Annotated in this window: 18 protein-coding genes and 1 tRNA gene; 15 read left to right on the forward strand and 4 right to left on the reverse strand. The window is 66.8% G+C overall.

Annotated elements, in window-relative coordinates; genetic code table 11:
- Positions 1 to 49 precede the first annotated feature (49 nt).
- Positions 50 to 649, forward strand: a complete 600-nt coding sequence (locus ACFSQR_RS16665; RefSeq protein ID WP_377731114.1) for a MarC family protein — start codon at positions 50 to 52, stop codon at positions 647 to 649.
- A gap of 35 nt (positions 650 to 684) precedes the next feature.
- Here the strand turns inward: ACFSQR_RS16665 and ACFSQR_RS16670 are convergent, their stop codons facing one another.
- From ACFSQR_RS16670 to uvrB, 3 genes are all read right to left on the reverse strand, one after another.
- Positions 685 to 1,461 carry an OBAP family protein gene (locus tag ACFSQR_RS16670; protein WP_377731116.1) on the reverse strand — a complete coding sequence of 259 codons (777 nt, stop codon included), beginning with the start codon at positions 1,459 to 1,461 and terminating at the stop codon, positions 685 to 687.
- Positions 1,462 to 1,641: 180 nt separating this feature from the next.
- Positions 1,642 to 3,045, reverse strand: coding sequence for a glycosyltransferase (locus tag ACFSQR_RS16675; protein ID WP_377731117.1), 1,404 nt, complete (start codon positions 3,043 to 3,045; stop codon positions 1,642 to 1,644).
- Positions 3,046 to 3,265: 220 nt separating this feature from the next.
- Positions 3,266 to 5,353 carry an excinuclease ABC subunit UvrB gene (gene uvrB, locus ACFSQR_RS16680; RefSeq protein ID WP_377731118.1) on the reverse strand — a complete coding sequence of 696 codons (2,088 nt, stop codon included), beginning with the start codon at positions 5,351 to 5,353 and terminating at the stop codon, positions 3,266 to 3,268.
- A gap of 72 nt (positions 5,354 to 5,425) precedes the next feature.
- Here uvrB and ACFSQR_RS16685 point away from each other — a divergent pair, with 72 nt between their 5' ends.
- Together ACFSQR_RS16685 and ACFSQR_RS16690 are read left to right on the forward strand one after the other, a co-directional pair.
- Positions 5,426 to 6,643, forward strand: coding sequence for an aromatic amino acid transaminase (locus tag ACFSQR_RS16685; protein ID WP_377731119.1), 1,218 nt, complete (start codon positions 5,426 to 5,428; stop codon positions 6,641 to 6,643).
- 105 nt (positions 6,644 to 6,748) lie between these two features.
- Positions 6,749 to 6,824: transfer RNA gene (locus tag ACFSQR_RS16690), tRNA-Asn, on the forward strand.
- Positions 6,825 to 7,035: 211 nt separating this feature from the next.
- On the opposite strand, the gene ACFSQR_RS16695 is transcribed toward ACFSQR_RS16690, so the two are convergent.
- Positions 7,036 to 7,371 (reverse strand): hypothetical protein, encoded by a 336-nt coding sequence (locus tag ACFSQR_RS16695; RefSeq protein WP_377731120.1) that lies wholly within the window; start codon positions 7,369 to 7,371, stop codon positions 7,036 to 7,038.
- A 272-nt stretch (positions 7,372 to 7,643) separates the two neighbouring features.
- Between ACFSQR_RS16695 and ACFSQR_RS16700 the strand changes: the two genes are divergently transcribed.
- From ACFSQR_RS16700 to ACFSQR_RS16755, 12 genes are all read left to right on the forward strand, one after another.
- Positions 7,644 to 8,279 (forward strand): molecular chaperone, encoded by a 636-nt coding sequence (locus ACFSQR_RS16700; protein WP_377731121.1) that lies wholly within the window; start codon positions 7,644 to 7,646, stop codon positions 8,277 to 8,279.
- Between the two features lie 3 nt (positions 8,280 to 8,282).
- Positions 8,283 to 8,489, forward strand: a complete 207-nt coding sequence (locus ACFSQR_RS16705; RefSeq protein WP_377731122.1) for a formate dehydrogenase — start codon at positions 8,283 to 8,285, stop codon at positions 8,487 to 8,489.
- 9 nt (positions 8,490 to 8,498) lie between these two features.
- On the forward strand, positions 8,499 to 11,366 hold the full coding sequence (locus ACFSQR_RS16710; RefSeq protein WP_377731123.1) for a formate dehydrogenase subunit alpha: 2,868 nt from the start codon (positions 8,499 to 8,501) through the stop codon (positions 11,364 to 11,366).
- Between the two features lie 8 nt (positions 11,367 to 11,374).
- The gene (fdh3B, locus tag ACFSQR_RS16715) at positions 11,375 to 12,052 is read left to right on the forward strand and encodes a formate dehydrogenase FDH3 subunit beta (RefSeq protein WP_377731124.1); all 678 of its coding nucleotides are present in this window, start codon (positions 11,375 to 11,377) and stop codon (positions 12,050 to 12,052) included.
- On the forward strand, positions 12,049 to 12,513 hold the full coding sequence (locus ACFSQR_RS16720) for a hypothetical protein (RefSeq protein ID WP_377731125.1): 465 nt from the start codon (positions 12,049 to 12,051) through the stop codon (positions 12,511 to 12,513). Before fdh3B ends, ACFSQR_RS16720 begins: the two co-directional genes overlap by 4 nt.
- A gap of 11 nt (positions 12,514 to 12,524) precedes the next feature.
- Entirely contained in the window at positions 12,525 to 13,568 is a 1,044-nt protein-coding gene (locus ACFSQR_RS16725; protein WP_377731126.1) for a formate dehydrogenase subunit gamma, read from the forward strand.
- Positions 13,565 to 13,903, forward strand: a complete 339-nt coding sequence (locus ACFSQR_RS16730) for a hypothetical protein (RefSeq protein ID WP_377731127.1) — start codon at positions 13,565 to 13,567, stop codon at positions 13,901 to 13,903. The genes ACFSQR_RS16725 and ACFSQR_RS16730 overlap by 4 nt, the downstream gene beginning before the upstream one ends.
- 9 nt (positions 13,904 to 13,912) lie before the next feature.
- A complete protein-coding gene (locus ACFSQR_RS16735; RefSeq protein WP_377731129.1) occupies positions 13,913 to 14,659 on the forward strand; it encodes a hypothetical protein in 747 nt (248 codons plus the stop codon).
- The gene (locus ACFSQR_RS16740; RefSeq protein WP_377731130.1) at positions 14,659 to 15,105 is read left to right on the forward strand and encodes a DUF3305 domain-containing protein; all 447 of its coding nucleotides are present in this window, start codon (positions 14,659 to 14,661) and stop codon (positions 15,103 to 15,105) included. Before ACFSQR_RS16735 ends, ACFSQR_RS16740 begins: the two co-directional genes overlap by 1 nt.
- Complete coding sequence (locus tag ACFSQR_RS16745) at positions 15,098 to 15,631, forward strand: DUF3306 domain-containing protein (protein ID WP_377731131.1); 534 nt, start codon at positions 15,098 to 15,100, stop codon at positions 15,629 to 15,631. Before ACFSQR_RS16740 ends, ACFSQR_RS16745 begins: the two co-directional genes overlap by 8 nt.
- A complete protein-coding gene (locus ACFSQR_RS16750) occupies positions 15,621 to 17,204 on the forward strand; it encodes a 4Fe-4S binding protein (RefSeq protein WP_377731133.1) in 1,584 nt (527 codons plus the stop codon). The genes ACFSQR_RS16745 and ACFSQR_RS16750 overlap by 11 nt, the downstream gene beginning before the upstream one ends.
- Before the next feature lie 73 nt (positions 17,205 to 17,277).
- Positions 17,278 to 18,231, forward strand: a complete 954-nt coding sequence (locus ACFSQR_RS16755) for a DMT family transporter (protein WP_377731134.1) — start codon at positions 17,278 to 17,280, stop codon at positions 18,229 to 18,231.
- Positions 18,232 to 18,253 lie beyond the last annotated feature (22 nt).

An 18,253-nucleotide genomic window follows, 5' to 3' on the forward strand; every position in this document is an offset into this window, starting at 1 on the left:
GGTCCCCTTTTTTGCGCCGGAGCCTCATCAATTCCATTACGATAGCAGCATGACCGAAACCTTCATCCAAGCCTTCATCCTGCTCATCCTGGTCACCGACCCCTTCGGCAACGTCCCGATTTTCGTCAGCGCGATGCAGAACGTGCCCAAGGCGCGCCGCTGGAAGGTGGTGGTTCGCGAATGCACGATCGCCTACGGCATCCTGCTGCTGTTCATGTTCTTCGGCCGCCACCTGCTGTCGGCCATGCAGCTGTCGGAGATTTCGCTGCGCATTGGCGGCAGCGTGATCCTGTTCCTGATCGCGATGCGCATGGTGTTCCCGCAGCCGGGCGGCCTGTTCGGCGACACCGAAGGCGACGGCGAGCCGTTCATCGTTCCGCTCGCGATCCCCGCGATTGCCGGCCCGTCCGCGCTGGCGACCGTGCTGCTGTTCTCGTCGCGTTCGAACACGGAAGTGATGCTCAACGTTGCCGCGCTGACCGCCGTGGCGGTGGTGTGGCTGGTCGTCTTCCTCGGCGCCGAGCGGCTCCAGAAAGCCCTCGGCCCGCGCGTGATGACCGCCTTCGAACGCCTGATGGGCCTGATCCTCACCGCGATGGCCGTCGAGATGTTCATGGCCGGCATCCGCGAGTTCCTCAAGTCCCTGTAACGATGCCGTCATCCCGGCGAAAGCCGGGATGACTGTCAGCGACCGCGAGGGCCACTCGCCATGACGGCCGGGCCTCCGCCTTCAGGCGGCTTGGTGGATGGATCCTCGATCTGGTAGATCATCCCTTTTTGCCAGGCGTCGGCGCCGGGATCGATTTGCGGCGCCGGGATGTCCGCGCGCTCCTTGCGCTTGCCGGCTGAGGACACGTTGAAGCGCTTGTCGCGGTCCGCTACCATCGCCGGATTGGCCTGGCCGTCGGCAGTGAAGCCCATCATCAGCTGCGGCGCGCCGAACGGCAGCCCGTGCTTGCGGTCCGTGTGCCAGGTATGCCAGGTCTTGCCATAGGTCCCGGCCAGCTTCTTCATCAGCGCATGCTCGGCCACTTCCGGGATCCCCGGAGCGATCAGCTGGCCGGACTTCACCTCGTGCGCGTGGCTGTGCCAGAACGACTTCTCGCGCCCCGGCAGGGTCTGGAACAGCTTGCCGCTGATGATGTACTCCACGCCCATCAGCTTGGCGCCCGCAGTGTTGGCGTCGTAGATCACGCACTGGATCACATCCTCGTTGAGGATGGTGCAGTAGTGGTGCGCCTCCATCTGCGCTTTCATGTTGCCGTTGTAGAAGTGGAAGCCGTCCAGGTAGGCGTTGATCGCCTCGATCGGCGGCTTGTTCTGCAGGACGTCGGCGCCCACGTCGAGCACCTTGGTCTGGGGCGCCTGCGCATCCCCCGGCGGCGTCACGTTCGATTCGGTCGTCTTGCCGCCGCATGCGGCCAGCAGCGCCGCCACCAGCGTTGTCAGCATCGATCTCATGCGTGCTCCTTGAATGAAAGCCCATCCTAACGCGTCCCGGTGGCGGGCAGCGCAGGGATGGCCGGGTGCAACTGTCGTGCGGCGGCGCGGGCGATGCTGAGCGGGTCGGATGAGTTCAAGCGCTGGATGGAAATTTGGCGGAATCGGCCCATATATGACCGATTCCGCCAAAAACGACGCTTACTTGGTACCCCAGGTCTTCTTCGTCCTGAAGATTTCCTTGAAATATCCCACCAGGCAGGCGGGCTGCATCACGGCGCCATACAGCAGGGCATAGCCGAGGAAGCCGGCGAGGTTCCTGCGTACCTTCAGGCCCTGCGTATCGAACATCCTCGACTGGATCATGAATATCTGCAGGTTGAACAGCATGGCCAGCGGCAGCAGCAGCAGCGTCATCGGACCGGCCAGCCAGAAATAGCCCGCCAGCGCGAGTGCGATCCCCGGCACGAAGGTCAGCGTGTACACCAGGTCCACGTACGGGACGAACAGGTTGTACCAGATAAACACCGTGGACAGGCGCTTCTTGAACAGCAGGCGCCAATGCGACTTGAACGCCTCGATCAGGCCGCGCGACCAGCGCTCGCGCTGGCGGATGAACTGTCCCATCGTATCCGGGGCATTGGTGAACAGGACGGCATGCTCGCAGTAGCCCACCTTGTAGCCGCGCTGCAGGATGGCCCAGCTGACCACGATGTCCTCGCCTACCGATTCGGGCCAGCCGCCCACTTCGCGCAGCACCGAGGTGCGGTACAGCGAGAACGCGCCCTGCGCCACCAGCGTGCCCTCGTACATGCTCTGGATTCGCTTGACGGCCGCCATGCCATGGAAATAGTCCCAGTCCTGGACCTTGGCCACGGCATTCTGGCGCGAGTTGCGCACCATGACCGAGCCGGCCACGGCCGCGGTGTCGGAACTGGACTGCACGTAGCGGCTGACCAGGTTGCGCAGCGCATCCTTGTAGAGGCAGGAGTCGCCGTCGATAGTGATGGTCAGCTGGTGCCGGGCGAGTTTCAGGCCTTCGTTCAGCGCGCGCGCCTTGCCGCCATTCTTCTTCAGGTCGAGTACGCGCAGCCACGGATACGACACGCTTTCCAGCAGCGCCATCGTGCGGTCGCGCGAGCCATCGTTTATCACGATGACGTCGACCGGTCCCGGATAGTCCTGCTCGTTGATGCTCGCGAGCGTGGACAGGATCGAGGCTTCCTCGTTGTACGCCGCGACCAGGATGGTCACGCCGGGCAGGGTGGCGTAGCGCCGGCGCGGCGGGCGCCGGTCCATCGCCAGGCTGGCCACGATGAATGCATTGGCCATGCCGGGCACCACCAGGATCGCAAACATGAGCGCATAGGTCAGCGGCTGGCCGATCAGCGCACTCAGGTCCGCCATCCATTTCGTGGCGAGCCACAGCGAGACGCCGGTCCAGCCGAACGCGCACGCGACGGCGATGGCGAACTTGACGCGAACCGGGACGCCGGTGGCCTGTTCAGGTTCCGGTGGCAGTTCGCGGACGACGGAAGGCGGGAGTGCCGGGTATTGGCTAAGACGCTCGGATAAATCGGTGATTTCTTTGAATTGTGCAGCCATGAGGATCGCTTCATTGTTCAGCAACTCGCAACGGTATCACGGCTCGTACATACGTACGCCTAAAAGTTGTAGTAGAGAAATGCTTTTTTGTAAGGGAATATTACAGAGGAGGCTGTTGGGGACTGTCCCTGCAGGCGCCAAGGCGGCAGAGTGCGCGTGGCGGAATCGCCCCATTCATGGCCGATTCCGCCAACGCGGAAGGTGAGGGGGCCTTCCTGCCTTACTTGCCGAGCATGGAAACGACGTTATCGGCGCCTGGCGCGCCAAACGCCTGCTGTTTGAGCACATGCAGCTGGTCGCGCACCTGCGCGGCCTTCTCGAACTCGAGGTTCTTGGCGTGGTCCACCATGAGCTTCTCGAGCCGCTTGATCTCCTTGCTGATCTGCTTCTCGCTCATCGCCTCGACCTTCGCCACTTCCTTGGCCGCTTCCAGGTTGTCGCGCGCCGCCTGCTGGCTGTAGACGCCGTCGATCATCTCGCGGATCTTCTTCTTCACGCCGATCGGCGTGATGCCGTTCGCCTCGTTGAAGGCGATCTGCTTGGCGCGCCGGCGCTCGGTCTCGCCAATTGCACGCTGCATCGAGTCGGTCATGTTATCCGCGTACATGATGGCCACGCCGTTCAGGTTACGCGCCGCACGCCCGATGGTCTGGATCAGCGAACGCTCCGAACGCAGGAAGCCTTCCTTGTCCGCGTCCAGGATCGCCACCAGCGACACTTCCGGCAGGTCCAGGCCCTCGCGCAGCAGGTTGATCCCGACCAGCACGTCGAAGGTGCCGAGGCGCAGGTCGCGCAGAATCTCCACGCGCTCCACGGTCTCGATATCGCTGTGCAGGTAGCGCACCTTGATGCCATGGTCGCTCAGGAATTCCGTGAGCTGCTCGGCCATGCGCTTGGTCAGCGTGGTGACCAGCACGCGTTCGTCCTTGGCCACGCGGTCGACGATCTCGGACATCAGGTCCTCGACCTGCGAACGCGCCGGCTTGACGATGATCTGCGGATCGACCAGGCCGGTCGGGCGCACCACCTGCTCGACCACGTTGTCGGCATGCTGCTGCTCGTACTCGGCCGGGGTCGCGGAAACGAAGATCGTCTGGCGCATCTTCGATTCGAACTCGGAGAACTTGAGCGGCCGGTTGTCCAGCGCCGACGGCAGGCGGAAGCCATAGTCGACCAGGTTCGTCTTGCGCGAACGGTCGCCGTTGTACATCGCGTTCAGCTGGCCGATCAGCACGTGCGACTCGTCCATGAACATGATCGCGTCCTTGGGCAGGTAGTCGACCAGCGTCGGCGGCGGCTCGCCCGGCATCGAGCCTGACAGGTGGCGCGAATAGTTCTCGATGCCCTTGGTGAAGCCGATCTCCGCCAGCATTTCGAGGTCGAAGCGGGTGCGCTGCTCCAGGCGCTGTTCCTCGATCAGCTTGTTCTGGCTGCGGAACCACTCGAGACGGTCGCGCAGTTCGGCCTTGATCGACTCGACCGCGCGCAGCACGGTCGAACGCGGCGTGACGTAGTGCGAGCCCGGATACACGGTAAAGCGCGGGATCTTCTGGCGCACGCGCCCGGTCAGCGGGTCGAACAGCTGCAGCGATTCGATCTCGTCGTCGAACATCTCGACCCGGATCGCCAGTTCCGCGTGCTCCGCCGGGAAGATGTCGATGGTGTCGCCGCGCACGCGGAAGGTGCCGCGCCCGAAGTCCATCTCGTTGCGGGTGTACTGCATCTGGATCAGGCGCGCGATCACGTCGCGCTGCGCCACCTTGTCCTTGGCGCGCAGCGTCAGGATCATCTGGTGGTACTCGTTCGGGTTACCGATACCGTAGATGGCCGAGACGGTAGCCACGATGATCACGTCGCGCCGCTCCATCAGCGACTTGGTGCAGGACAGGCGCATCTGCTCGATGTGCTCGTTGATCGACGAGTCCTTCTCGATGAACAGGTCGCGCTGCGGGACGTAGGCTTCCGGCTGGTAGTAGTCGTAGTAGCTGACGAAGTACTCGACCGCGTTCTCTGGGAAGAACTCGCGGAATTCGGAGTACAGCTGCGCGGCCAGCGTCTTGTTCGGCGCGAAGATGATCGCCGGACGGCCCGCGCGGGCAATCACGTTGGCCATGGTGTAGGTCTTGCCGGAGCCGGTCACGCCCAGCAGGGTCTGGAACGACAGGCCATCATTGATGCCCTCGACCAGGCCCTCGATCGCGGTCGGCTGGTCGCCTGCCGGAGGGAAGGGTTGGTGCAGCTTGAAGGGCGAACCGGGGAACGTGAGGACGGTCGGTTCCGGGGTGTTTACGACGGATAGTTCTGCCATGCGATCAGACCTTTGTTAGAATGGTTGCCATTGGCGCAAGCGCCTGTCCACAACCCCACTTCAGTTTATCAGATGAGTTCACCAGTACCCGCCAGCCTGTTTGCGGCCGTCGAGATGGCCCCGCGCGATCCCATCCTGGGCATCACCGAAGCGTTTAACGCGGACACCCACGCAGGGAAAATCAATCTTGGCGTCGGCGTCTATTATGACGACGAAGGCAAAGTCCCGCTGCTGGCATGCGTAAAACGGGCCGAAGAGGTATTGATCGAACAGCACGCGCCGCGCACCTACCTTCCGATCGAGGGGCTGGCGACGTACGACAGGGCGGTGCAGGAGCTGGTATTTGGGGCCGACAGCGCAGTAATTCAAGAGCGCCGTGCGGTCACCGTGCAGGGCATCGGCGGCACCGGCGCACTGCGCATCGGCGCCGACTTCCTCAAGCGCTTCGCGCCGCCCGGCGCGCAGGTCTATATCAGCGATCCGAGCTGGGAAAACCACCGCGCGCTGTTCGAGGCGGCTGGCTTTACCGTCAACAATTACCGCTACTACGACCCGGCCACGCACGGCGTCGATTTCGGCGGCATGACGGCCGCGCTCAAGGCCATGCCGCGCGGCTCGATCGTGGTGCTGCACGCCTGCTGCCACAATCCGACCGGCGCCGACCTGAGCCCGGCCCAGTGGGACGAGGTGGTGGCGATCGTCACCGCGGGCGGCCTGGTGCCGTTCCTCGACATGGCCTACCAGGGCTTCGGCACGGGCATCGCGGAAGATGGCGCGGTGGTGGGCCGCTTCGCGCAGGCGGGCGGTCCGCTGCTGGTGTCGAACTCGTTCTCCAAATCGTTCTCGCTGTACGGCGAGCGGGTGGGCGCGCTGTCCGTCGTCGCCGCTTCGGCCGAGGAAGCGGCGCGCGTGCTGTCGCAGCTCAAGCGCGTGGTGCGCACCAATTATTCCAATCCGCACACGCACGGCGCCAAAGTGGTCGCGGCGGTGTTGACCACGCCGGAACTGCGCCAGCTGTGGGAAGCCGAGCTCGCGCAGATGCGCGTGCGCATCAAGATGATGCGCGAGGAATTCGTGGCCAGGCTGGCAATCAAGGCGCCGGGCCACGACTTCGACTTCGTGCGCCACCAGGTGGGCATGTTCTCGTATTCGGGCCTGACCAAAGAGCAGGTGCAGCGCCTGCGCGACGAATTCGCGATCTACGCGGTGGACACGGGCCGTATCTGCGTGGCCGCGCTGAACTCGAAAAACATCGACCGTGTGATTGACGCAGTGGCGAAAGTGCTTTAAGATTTTGTTCTTCGGAATTGATCCGAAACGGTAACGAAAGCAGGGCGCACGGTACAGTCAGTTTCTTGACAGCACAGTGAACGCTGCATATAATGTTGCCTCTTTTCCCTGATAGCTCAGTCGGTAGAGCGACGGACTGTTAATCCGCAGGTCCCTGGTTCGAGTCCAGGTCGGGGAGCCAGAATCCAGAAGGGGGCGCACAGCAATGTGCGCCCCCTTCGCCGTTTACCCCTCCAAAATGGGGACAGACCCCATTTCCAAAATGGGGACAGACCCCATTTCCATCCCCGTTTCCCTCGGCTGAGCGAGAGCGAGCGCCGGCACCAAAATGGGGACAGACCCCATTTTGAAAATGGGGTCTGTCCCCATTTCGGGGTCTGTCCCCATTTCGGTTAGCTGCGGGAGGGGGAGCGCCAGTACCAGACGGCGATGGCGCCGGCGGCCACTGTCAGCGGGGCAAGCACGAACATCAGCAGGTAGTCGAAGGGCAGGCTGCCGCGTCCGTAGGGCAGCGGCGGACCCAGCACCAGGAAGTGCGCCAGCGTGACGCTGCACACGGTCAGGAAGGGCAGGATGCCGATGCGCAGGATGAGCAGGCTCGCCATCACCAATGCCGCCACCGCCGCCAGCCACCCGGCGCCGGGCCAGAAACAGCTGAGCAGGGCGGCCATCGCTGAACCCAGCAGCAGGAATGCGCCCGGAGCGTCGGACTTTGTGCGCGTGTACATGGTCTCCTCCATCTTCCTCGCGGTCGCCGTTACGCGGCGATCTATTGTCATGATGCTACCGGCGGATGCGCGCATCATTAAGCAGCTTCAACGCGTGTGCGCGCTGCTTTGGCCCGCGCGCAATGCGCGTTGGCTGCGCGGTGCAGCTCGGCAATAGCACCGGGTCGGCAACACCGCACAGCCCGTTTCATCCCAGCGAAATGACGTGCTAGCGTGCGCGCCTCTCTCGAGCGTTACCGTAGACTGGTCATCAACTTTTTGAGGATGGCAAGATGCTGGCAGCCCAAGAGGAAACAGGCGACGTCGCGCCCGGTCATGAGGACCAGGGCCGGGCCGACTTGTACGCTTTGCTGGCCCGCCTGCTGCTGGCCGCGCCCGACGACGATCTGTTGGGCGCACTGGCCCGCCTCGACATCCCCCCGTTCCCATCGCGCCCGCTCGACTGCGCGTGGGCCACGCTGGCGCAGGCCGCGCAGCGCATCTCGCCAGGCCAGGTGCGCGACGAATACGCGGCGCTGTTCACCAGCATCGGCAATCCGCTCCTCAACCCGTTCGCCTCGCTCTACATCGCCGGCTACATCAACGAAAAGCCGCTGGTGCGCCTGCGCGCGGACCTCGCGCGCCTGGGCCTGGCGCGGCGCAGCGGCAGCTACGAGCTGGAAGACCACCTGGGTGCGCTGTGCGAGACCATGCGCATCCTGATCGAAGGCGCCGGCCGCTGCGCACCGCAGCCGCTCGGCGTGCAGCACGATTTCTTCTGCACCCACATCGCACCCTGGTACGAACGCTTCTTGCATGACCTGCGCAACGCGCCGGGTGCGGACTTCTACAGGCAAGTGGCCGACCTGGCCGACGTGTTCCTCGAGATCGAGGCGCAGTCGTTCGAAGTGGCCGACGAGGAGGCATAGACGATGGAACTCAAAAAGGTGGATGGCAAGCGGCGCGGCTTCCTGCGCGCCGCATCGGGCGCCGGCGTGCTGGGAACCCTGGCCGCGGCGGGCGTCGCGCCGGCGCAGGCGGCCCCGTTGCCGCAGCCGCAGCAGCCCGAACCAAAGCAGTCCGGGTATCACGAGACCGACCATATCCGCAAGTACTACGCCACCGCGCGCTACTGGTAGGAGCAGCCCATGTCACTCGTCAAGACATCTTCCGATCCGTCCGCGCCCGCGGGCTTCACGCAGGTGCTGCGGCGCGCAGGCACGGCCACGTTGCGGCGGCGCTCCTTCCTGGTCGGCGCCGGTGTCACCGCAGGCATGGCCGCGGTGGCGCGCAAGCTGCCGTTCAACGTTATCGAGCCGGCGTCGGCGCAGGAGGCCAAGGCCGCCGCAGCCGCGCCGGTCATCAAGCACACCATCTGTTCGCACTGTTCGGTGGGCTGCTCGGTCAACGCGGTGGTGCAGAACGGCGTGTGGGTGCGCCAGGAGGCGGCCTTCGATTCCCCGCTCAACATGGGCGCGCACTGCGCCAAGGGCGCGTCGCTGCGCGAGCACGGGCATGGCGAACACCGGCTGCGCTACCCCATGAAGCTGGTGGGCGGCAAGTACCAGCGCATCAGCTGGGACCAGGCCATCAACGAGGTCAGCGCGCAGCTGCTGAACCTGCGACAAAACGCGGGGCCCGATGCGCTGATGCTGATCGGCAGCAGCAAGCACAATAACGAGCAGGCCTATTTGCTGCGCAAGTGGATCTCGTTCTGGGGCACCAACAACTGCGACCACCAGGCCCGTATCTGCCACTCGACCACGGTGGCCGGCGTCGCGCAGACCTTCGGGTATGGCGCGATGACCAACTCGTTCAACGACCTCCACCACAGCAAGGCGGTGATGTTCATCGGCTCCAACCCGGCCGAGGCGCACCCGATCTCGATGCTGCACTTCCTGCACGCGAAAGAGCTGGGCGCCAAGATGATCGTGGTCGATCCGCGTTTCACCCGCACCGCGCGCTTTGCCGACCACTACGTGCGCGTGCGCCCGGGCACCGACATCCCGCTGGTGTGGGGCATCCTGTGGCATATCTTCGAGAACGGCTGGGAAGACAAGGCCTACATCGAGCAGCGCACCTACGGCATGGATGAAGTGCGGCGCGAAGTCGCCAAGTGGACCCCGGACAAGGTCTCGGACGTGACGGGCGTGCCCGAAGGCAGCGTGCGCCTGATTGCCGAGACGCTGGCGCTGAACCGGCCGTCCTCGGTGGTCTGGTGCATGGGTATCACCCAGCACACGGTCGGCACCGCCAACGTGCGCGCGCTCAGCATCCTGCAGCTTGCGCTCGGCAATATCGGCGTGGCGGGCGGCGGCGCCAACATCTACCGCGGCCACGACAACGTGCAGGGCGCCACCGACGTCGGCCCCAATCCCGACTCGCTGCCCGGCTACTACGGCATCGCCGAACCGGCCTGGAAGCACTTTGCCGCCGTCTGGGGCGTGGACTACGAGTGGATCAAGTCGCGCTATGCGTCCAAGGAGCTGATGGAAAAGCCCGGCATCACGGTGTCGCGCTGGTTCGACGGCGTGCTGGAAAAGAACCAGTACATCGACCAGCCCAGCAACCTGCGCGCAGTGCTGTACTGGGGCCACGCGCCGAACAGCCAGACCCGCCTGCCGGACATGAAGGCGGCCATGCAGAAGCTCGACCTGATGGTGGTGATCGACCCCTATCCGAGCATGACCGCGGCCATGCACGGCAGGAGCGACGGCGTCTACCTGCTGCCGGCCTGCACGCAGTTCGAGTGCGAAGGCTCGGTGACCGCATCGAACCGCAGCATCCAGTGGCGCGAAAAGGTGATCGACCCGGTGTACGAGTCCAAGAGCGACCACGAGATCATGTACCTGCTGGCCCAGAAGCTCGGCTTCGCGAACGAGCTCTGCAAGAACATCAAGGTGGTCAACAACGTGCCGGACATCGAGGACATCCTGCGCGAGATCAACCGTTCCTGCTGGACCATCGGCTACACCGGCTGCTCGCCGGAGCGGCTCAAGCTGCACATGCTGAACAAGCACACCTTCGACCCGACCACGCTGCGCGCCGAATCGGGACCCTGCAAGGGCGATTACTACGGCCTGCCATGGCCGTGCTGGGGCACGCCGGAGATGAAGCACCCCGGCACGCCGATCCTGTACGACCTGTCCAAGCACCCGATGGAAGGCGGCCTGCCGTTCCGCGCCAACTGGGGCGTGGAGCACAAGGGCGTCACGCTGCTGGCGGGGGACGGTTCCACCAATGCCGGCAGCGAGCTGGATGTGGGCTACCCGGAGTTCGACCACGTGTTCCTGAAAAAGCTGGGCTGGTGGTCCGACCTCACACCCGAGGAGCAGGCCGCGGCCGAGGGCAAGAACTGGAAGACCGACCCGTCCGGCGGGATCATCCGGGTGGTGATGGCGCACGGCTGCGCGCCGTTCGGCAATGCGCGCGCGCGCTGCCACGTGTGGAATTTCCCCGACCCCGTGCCGGTGCACCGCGAGCCGCTGATGACGCCGCGCCGCGACCTTGCCGCCCGCTACCCGACTTACGAAAACAAGGCCGCCTTCTGGCGCCTGCCGACCCTGTTCAAGTCGGTGCAGGACGTCGACTACTCGAAAGAGTACCCGCTGATCGTCACCTCCGGCCGCCTGGTCGAGTACGAAGGCGGCGGCGACGAGACCCGCTCCAACCCGTGGCTGGCTGAACTGCAGCAGAAGATGTTCTGCGAGATCAACCCGCAGGACGCCCGCATCGCAGGCGCGCGCACCGGCGAGGACATCTGGGTGGAATCGCCGTCCGGCGCGCGCATCAAGGTCAGCGCCTACGTCACCGAGCGCGTGCCGCCCGGCGTGGTGTGGATGCCGTTCCACTTCGGCGGCTGGTGGATGGGCGAGGACCTGGAACACGCCTATCCGGAAGGGGCCGCGCCGATCGTGCGCGGCGAAGCGGTCAACACCATCATGACCTACGGGTATGACGCCGTCACCATGATGCAGGAGACCAAGGTGTCGCTGTGCCGCCTGGTCGGGGCCTAGGAGGACGTATGCCAGCAAGGATGAAATTCATCTGCGATACCGAGCGTTGCATCGACTGCAACGGCTGCGTTACCGCCTGCAAGAACGAGCACGAGACGCCCTGGGGCGTGAACCGGCGCCGCGTCGTCACCGTGAACGACGGCGTGCCGGGCGAGCACGCGATCTCGGTCGCCTGCATGCACTGCACCGACGCGCCGTGCATCGCCGTGTGCCCGACCAACGTGATCTACCACACCGCCGACGGCATCGTCCTGCACGACAAGGACGGCTGTATCGGCTGCGGCTACTGCTCGCTCGCATGCCCGTTCGGCGCGCCGCAGTTCCCGTCCACCGGCCTGTTCAACCACCGCGGCAAGATGGACAAATGCACCTTCTGCGCCGGCGGACCCGAGGAAGACACCTCGCAGGCCGAATTCGAGAAGTACGGCCGCAACCGCATCGCCGAGGGCAAGCTGCCTGCCTGCGCCGAGCAGTGCGGCACCAAGGCGCTGCTGGGCGGCGAAGCCAGCGTCATTGCCGACATCTACCGCCAGCGTGTCGACCAGCGCGGCTACGGTCCCGAGCTGTGGGGCTGGGACATTGCCTACAACCGCAAGAAGCAGCCGATCGAAGCCAGCGGCGCAGGCCCGCGCGACAACCAGCTCCAGGGAGACACGCAGAACAACCCGAGGAGGCAGACGACATGAAGCTGCTCAAACGTGCGGGCATCGCCGCGCTGCCGCTGGCGCTGTGCGGCTGCCTCGAGGTGGCCCAGCATCCGGGCTGGCGCGAAGGCGGGTACGCCGGCAAGATCGACCAGCTGCCGTATGCGCAGCACTTCTACAACGACCGCCTGGCCTGGTCCGCCGCGCTCACCAATCGCGCCCTCTACCAGAACGAATTCGTGCGCGCCAAGCCGCCCGGCATGGCCGGCGCCAAGCGGCTGCAGGACATCGGCGCCACGCCGGCCGAGAACACCGGACCCTTGCCGGCCGCGCAGGGTGGCCCGGCAGCCGCTGCCGGCGGTACCGCGGCGCCGCCGTCCGCCGCTTCACCTGCCGCGCCCGCGCCGGGCGCGCGCCCGTCCGCGGGCAGCGTCCCGCAACCTGAACCCGGCGGCGCCAGCCCGGCCGCCAGCGGCGCGGCACGGCCGCCCGCAACGCGTTAGCAGGAGGGAATATGGAAAGGTTCAGAACCTGGATCACGCTCCTGTTGTCGGCACTGCTGCTGGCGTCGGCAACGGCGGCAGCCGGCGTGCCCGACAAGAAGGCGCGCCCCGCGTATGCGGAAGAACAGACCATCCTGCAGACCGAGCAGGGCGTGCCCGAGCCGGGATGGTTCGACTCGGCCTCCGGCCGCGTGCACGTCGACCGCCACTACCTCGGCCAGTACGGCTCGACCGAGGGCACGGTGCTGGTCCAGCGCGGCGGCAATACCTGGCGCCACCTGCGCAATGGCCCGCTCGCCACCCTGACCGGCACGCTGGTGCTGGTGGTGCCGCTGCTGCTGTTCGGCTTCTACATCGCGTTCGGGCCGGTCCGCACCGAGCAGCCCGACACCGGCCGCAAGCTCGTGCGCTTCGACGCCTGGGACCGGCTGGTGCACTGGGCCACCGCGATCAGCTTTGTCCTGCTGGCGGTGACGGGCCTGATCATCATGTTCGGCAAGCTGGTGCTGCGGCCCTGGATGGGCCACGACATCTTCGCCGCCATCGCCTGGGTCTCCAAGTACATCCACAACTTCGTGGGGCCGCTGTTCATCTTCTGCTCGGTCATCATGTTCTTCACCTTCGTGCGCCGGAACTTCTTTACGCGCGTGGACTGGCAGTGGGTCAGGAGCCTGGGCGGCATGGTCAGCCACAAGCACGTGCCCGCCGGGTACTTCAACGCGGGCGAAAAGATCTGGTTCTGGCTGGGCGTCACGCTGCTGGGCCTGCTGATGTCGGTCACCGGCCTGGTGATGGACTTCGTCACCTTCGGACAGACCCGTTACGTGCTGCAGGTGGCCAATGTGCTGCACGTCCTGGGTGGCGCGTTCTACATGGCCGCCGCCATCGGCCACATCTACATGGGCACGATCGGCACGCCGGGCGCCTACCAGGCCATGCGGCATGGAACGGTGGACGAGGAGTGGGCCCGCTCGCACCACGCGCTGTGGTACGAGGAAATCAAGCGGGACGGCGGCACGCGGCCGTCCGGCCCGGTGCGGGGGGGAAGGACATGAGGACGTTGATACTGGGGGTGTGCGCACTGGCGGCGCTTGCCGCAGGCTGTGACCGCGACCGGGCGGGCAGCACGGCGCCGGCGGCCAGCGAAGTGCGCCAGACCAAATTCCCGGGACAGGTGACCGCGGGCGGCGGCACCAGCGGCGATGTGGCCGCGGCCGCGCTGGTCGCCACCGATGCCAGCTATGCGGGCGGCACGCCGGGCACGGCGGGTGGCATGGGAGGCAACACGGGCGGGGCCAAAATGGGCGGCACCGTTGCCGAGTCCGGCCATGCGCCTTCGGGCACCAATACCAAGCCGCCGGCCGCCGCACAGACCAAATCGGGCCAATAGGAGCATGCCATGCTAAAGCTACGCATCATCGCAACGCTGGCGCTGCTGGGCGCCGCGGGCTGCGTGCTGGCCGGGCTGCCGCCTCCGACGCCGGAGCAGGTAGCCGCGCAGGCGGCCAAAAAGGCGCAGGCCGACGCGGAGGCCGCCGAAGCCAAGCGCCTGCTGGGACTGTCGATGGATTCGGTGGCGGCGCGCTGGCGCCGCCAGGCGGCCGCGCAGGGCTGGCGCATGCATCCGCCGACCGCCTTGCCGCCGCCCCCGGCGCCGGCCGCGCCGCTGGTGGTGCAGTCGCCTGTGCCGGTCATGGTGGGCGGCAGCGCGGCGGGCACCGTTCCGGCCCGCCCGGAAACCATCGCCACCGGCGCCATGCCGGCTCCGGCGACGGCTGCAGAGGGCGGCGTCAACCGCCAGAAGCAACAGCAGGCGCAGCCCCAGCCGGGCGCCACGGGCAAACCGGGCGCCGCGCAGGGTGCGGCCCCAGCCGCAACGCCCCGGGCCGCCACCGGCAGCGCACAGCGTCCGCCGGTAGCGAATCAGGCCACCGGCCAGGCCGGTCCGGCCACAGCCGCGGGCCGCAGCGGTACCGCAGGCGCGCAGGCGACGGGCAGCGCCGCCGCGCGGCCTTCCGGTGCTGCCACGACCACGACGCGTCCGGCCGCTGCCGCCCCGGGCGCGACGCCGACCACAACGCGGCCAGCCGCCACGGCCGCCGGCGCTGCGGCGGCCAACAAGACCCAGCAGGAGGGCCGCCGCTGATGGGCGCCACCGCGACCTTGCCCATTGCCGTCATCATGGAGCGGCGCGCGCCCACCCATCCCTGGGCAGGGGACGCATGGTCTGCCGTCGGCGTGGTCCCGTTTGGCGGCGCGGGCCGGCAGGTGGTGACGCTGGCCAGCAGTCCCGCGCGCGAGACCTATCTCGTGCCCGGCCTCACGCTGGAGTTGTACCGCGACGAACATGAAGGCTATTTCGAAAACTGCATCGCCCCCGAATCCAAGGTGTTCGTGATGTGGCGCATGATCGAGGGCCGGGCCATGCCGGTACACGTGTCGGCCAGCTATGTCGAGGGAACGCGCATGTTCGATTCCGGCGAGCCGGCCGATGGCGTACGCATGCCGCCCGAAATCCACGCCTGGCTGTCCGACTACCTGGTGGATAACTACGAGCCGCCGGTGCGCAAGGGAAGGGCGCGGCATGGGTGAAGGCTTCCTGTCGCGCTGGTCGCGCCTGAAAACCGAAGCGGGCGAGGCGCCGCAAGCAGGGCAGGGCGCGGCGGTCCGCGGGACCGCAGCGGCCGACGCCGGCAAGGCCCCCGTCCCGGCACCGCCGCACGGCGACGACGGCAGCCAGCCCGCGCAGGAGCAGGCGCCCCGCGCGCTGCCCAGCACGGAAGACGCCATGCGCCTCGGCCCCGATTCCGACTACGCCGCCTTCGTGGCGCGCGGCGTCGACGCCCAGGTGCGCCGGCAGGCCCTGCGCAAGCTGTTTTCCGATCCGCACTTCAACACCGTCGACGGGCTCGACGTGTACATGGGCGACTACACCCGATCCGATCCGATTCCGCCTGCCATGCTGGCCTCGCTGCGGCACGCCAACGCATGGTTGAACGCGCAGTTGGAGGAAGTCGACGACAAAGCCGCGCCGCCACCAGGCGCGGCCCATCCACAAGCCGATAACAAGGCCACGGCGCCGCAGCGCGCACCGGCCGGGGAGCACGATGAGCACTGAACTGAACATGGATATGCGCGCCCTGCCGGGCGCCGATGCGCTGGCGCGAGCCGCCGCATTGGCTGCCGCCACGGCGCTCCCGGATCCCGATCCCGTACCGACCGTTGCCTACCGCTCGCAGGGCAGAGTGCTGGTGGCTGGCAGTCCGGCCGAGGTGGCGCAGTGGCAGGACCGCCTGGCGCCGCCGCTGGTCCCCAGTGTCCTGCCCGTGCGCATGCGCGATGAAGTGGAGATCACCGGCCACCTGGGCGCCTTCCTGGTCCGCTGGCGCAACGGCAGCGCACTGATGGAAGGGCACTTCGACCTGGTGCTCGACCTGTGCGACCCGCCGCTGCTGGTGCGCCACACCCTCCCGCACGGCTACTACGCGCCCGGCGCCGACCCCGAGGCACGCGAGGCCGCCCTGGAAGCCTTGTCCGGCATGACCGGCACCTTCGAGAAGCCGAAATACTTCGTCTACAGCGAGCGCCGCTGCGCCCACAGCCGCAACCAGCAGCCCGGCTGCACCGCCTGCATCGACATCTGCTCGGCGCGCGCGATCGCCAGCGCCGGCGACCGCATCCGAGTCGACCCGCACCTGTGCGCAGGCTGCGGCGCCTGCACCACCGTCTGCCCGACGGGGGCGATCTCGTACGCCTACCCGAGCCCCGCGTACACCGGCGAGCGCCTGCGCACGCTGCTGTCGGCCTATGCCAGCGCGGGCGGCACGGGAGCGGTGATCCTGTTCCACGCGGAGTCAGCGCGCGCGCTGCTGGAAGAGATGCCGCTACCCGATTACGTGCTGCCAGTCGAACTGCACCACGCCGCTTCCTGCGGCATCGATGTGTGGCTGTCTGCCATCGCCTACGGGGCGGCCGGCGTCATGGTGCTGACAACCGCGGTGGATGCGCCCCAATACCGCGCCGCGCTGCGCGAACAGGCGTCGCACGCCCAGGCGGTGCTGGACGCGCTGGGCTACGCCGGCCCGCACCTGCGCGTGGCGCACGGCGTCCCGGACATCTACCCGCGCGGGGAGGGGCCGGCCGTGCCGGCCACCTTCCACATCATGCCCGACAAGCGCAACACGCTCGACTTCGCGCTCAGCCACCTGCATGCTCACGCCCCGGTCCGCCCCGAGTACGTGCCGCTGGCGGCCGGGGCTCCGTTCGGGGCAGTCAAGGTGGACACGGCCAAATGCACGCTGTGCATGTCCTGCGTGGGCGCCTGCCCGGCGTCGGCGCTGCAGGACAGCACCACGGTGCCGCGCCTGTCGTTCATCGAAAAGAACTGCGTCCAGTGCGGCCTGTGCGCCAGCACCTGCCCCGAGGACGCGGTGACCCTGGTGCCGCGCCTGTCCTTCGCGGACTCGCGCGCGAGCATCGTCACGCTCAATGAAACCGAGCCTTTCGCCTGCATCAGCTGCGGCAAGGAGTTCGGCACGCTGCTCATGGTGCGCAACATGCTCGCGCGCCTGTCGGGGCACTCCGCCTTTGCGGGCCATCCGGAACGCCTGGAGATGTGCGGCGACTGCCGGGTGATCGCCATGATGCGCGACAGCGCGCCCAGGGTAGGCGGGCGAATCGATAAGAGTTGAGTGCACCGGCCGGTCCCGCCACGCCCATCCACCTTCGGTGTTAACATCATGCCTTCATTGGAAAGGCATCGGGATGTGGACAGGAATACTGAGTGGTTTGGCGGCGGGCGCCCTCTGGGGCATGGTGTTCCTGGTTCCGGAGCTCCTGCCCGGGTTCTCCCCGCTTGAACTGGCAGTCGGCCGCTACGTTGCCTACGGCGCGATCGCCCTGGGCATTACGCTGCCCCAGATCAAGCGCCTGTTCTCCAAGCTCGACGCCAACGATTATGCGGCGATGGTCCGCCAGGCCCTGAGCGGCAACATCGTCTACTACATCTTCCTGGCTGCCGGAGTGACCCACGCCGGCGTGCCCGCGACATCGCTGATCGTCGGCATGTTGCCGCTGTCGGTGATCCTCATGGGCCGTAACGACCAGGGCGCCGCGCCCCTCAGGGACCTGGCCGTCCCGCTTCTGATGATTGCCGCCGCGGTCCTGTCAATGAACGTCGACGTCTTCGGCGCCGCCGCCATCGGCCGCAGCCCGGCGGAGAAAGCGCTCGGCATCGCCTGCGCCATCGGCGCGCTCGCCTGCTGGACCTATTATGCGCTCGACAACGCGCGCTACCTCAAGCGCAACGACCATGTCAGCGGCGCCGAATGGTCGCTCCTGTACGGCATTTCTAGCGGCGCCATCGCGCTCGTGATCGGCGTCGTGTGGTTCGGACTGCAGGCGGTCCTGGCCGAACCGCAGGCGGTCGCCGCGGAAGGGCGCAACTGGACGACTTTCTTTATCGCTAACGCACTGCTGGCGCTGGGCGCCTCCGTGATCGGCAACCATCTCTGGAACATCGCCAGCCGCCGCGTCCCGGTGACGCTGTGCGGCACCCTGATCCTGTCCGAGACGCTGTTCGCCTTCCTGTACGGCTTCCTGTACCAGCAGCGCATGCCGCGCCCGTTCGAGCTGCTCGCCATTGTCCTGATGATTGCCGGCACCTTCTGGGCCGTCCGCGCCCACGGGCCGGAACCGACGCCGGTCCCCGCACCCTGAGCAAGCCTGGCTTTTTAACGAA

This window comes from Pseudoduganella sp. GCM10020061, assembly GCF_042683405.1.
Taxonomy (GTDB): domain Bacteria; phylum Pseudomonadota; class Gammaproteobacteria; order Burkholderiales; family Burkholderiaceae_D; genus Telluria.

What these genes read in the sequence shown, in the direction of transcription:
- ACFSQR_RS16685 (WP_377731119.1), top strand. Translation starts at nt 5,426, where the DNA reads ATGAGTTCACCAGTACCCGCCAGCCTGTTTGCGGCCGTCGAGATGGCC.
- ACFSQR_RS16705 (WP_377731122.1), top strand. Translation starts at nt 8,283, where the DNA reads ATGGAACTCAAAAAGGTGGATGGCAAGCGGCGCGGCTTCCTGCGCGCC.
- ACFSQR_RS16755 (WP_377731134.1), top strand. Translation starts at nt 17,278, where the DNA reads ATGTGGACAGGAATACTGAGTGGTTTGGCGGCGGGCGCCCTCTGGGGC.
- ACFSQR_RS16735 (WP_377731129.1), top strand. Translation starts at nt 13,913, where the DNA reads ATGCTAAAGCTACGCATCATCGCAACGCTGGCGCTGCTGGGCGCCGCG.
- ACFSQR_RS16675 (WP_377731117.1), bottom strand. Translation starts at nt 3,045, where the DNA reads ATGGCTGCACAATTCAAAGAAATCACCGATTTATCCGAGCGTCTTAGC.
- ACFSQR_RS16700 (WP_377731121.1), top strand. Translation starts at nt 7,644, where the DNA reads ATGCTGGCAGCCCAAGAGGAAACAGGCGACGTCGCGCCCGGTCATGAG.
- ACFSQR_RS16695 (WP_377731120.1), bottom strand. Translation starts at nt 7,371, where the DNA reads ATGTACACGCGCACAAAGTCCGACGCTCCGGGCGCATTCCTGCTGCTG.
- ACFSQR_RS16710 (WP_377731123.1), top strand. Translation starts at nt 8,499, where the DNA reads ATGTCACTCGTCAAGACATCTTCCGATCCGTCCGCGCCCGCGGGCTTC.
- ACFSQR_RS16720 (WP_377731125.1), top strand. Translation starts at nt 12,049, where the DNA reads ATGAAGCTGCTCAAACGTGCGGGCATCGCCGCGCTGCCGCTGGCGCTG.
- ACFSQR_RS16745 (WP_377731131.1), top strand. Translation starts at nt 15,098, where the DNA reads ATGGGTGAAGGCTTCCTGTCGCGCTGGTCGCGCCTGAAAACCGAAGCG.
- fdh3B (WP_377731124.1), top strand. Translation starts at nt 11,375, where the DNA reads ATGCCAGCAAGGATGAAATTCATCTGCGATACCGAGCGTTGCATCGAC.
- ACFSQR_RS16740 (WP_377731130.1), top strand. Translation starts at nt 14,659, where the DNA reads ATGGGCGCCACCGCGACCTTGCCCATTGCCGTCATCATGGAGCGGCGC.
- ACFSQR_RS16670 (WP_377731116.1), bottom strand. Translation starts at nt 1,461, where the DNA reads ATGAGATCGATGCTGACAACGCTGGTGGCGGCGCTGCTGGCCGCATGC.
- ACFSQR_RS16665 (WP_377731114.1), top strand. Translation starts at nt 50, where the DNA reads ATGACCGAAACCTTCATCCAAGCCTTCATCCTGCTCATCCTGGTCACC.
- ACFSQR_RS16725 (WP_377731126.1), top strand. Translation starts at nt 12,525, where the DNA reads ATGGAAAGGTTCAGAACCTGGATCACGCTCCTGTTGTCGGCACTGCTG.
- ACFSQR_RS16750 (WP_377731133.1), top strand. Translation starts at nt 15,621, where the DNA reads ATGAGCACTGAACTGAACATGGATATGCGCGCCCTGCCGGGCGCCGAT.
- uvrB (WP_377731118.1), bottom strand. Translation starts at nt 5,353, where the DNA reads ATGGCAGAACTATCCGTCGTAAACACCCCGGAACCGACCGTCCTCACG.
- ACFSQR_RS16730 (WP_377731127.1), top strand. Translation starts at nt 13,565, where the DNA reads ATGAGGACGTTGATACTGGGGGTGTGCGCACTGGCGGCGCTTGCCGCA.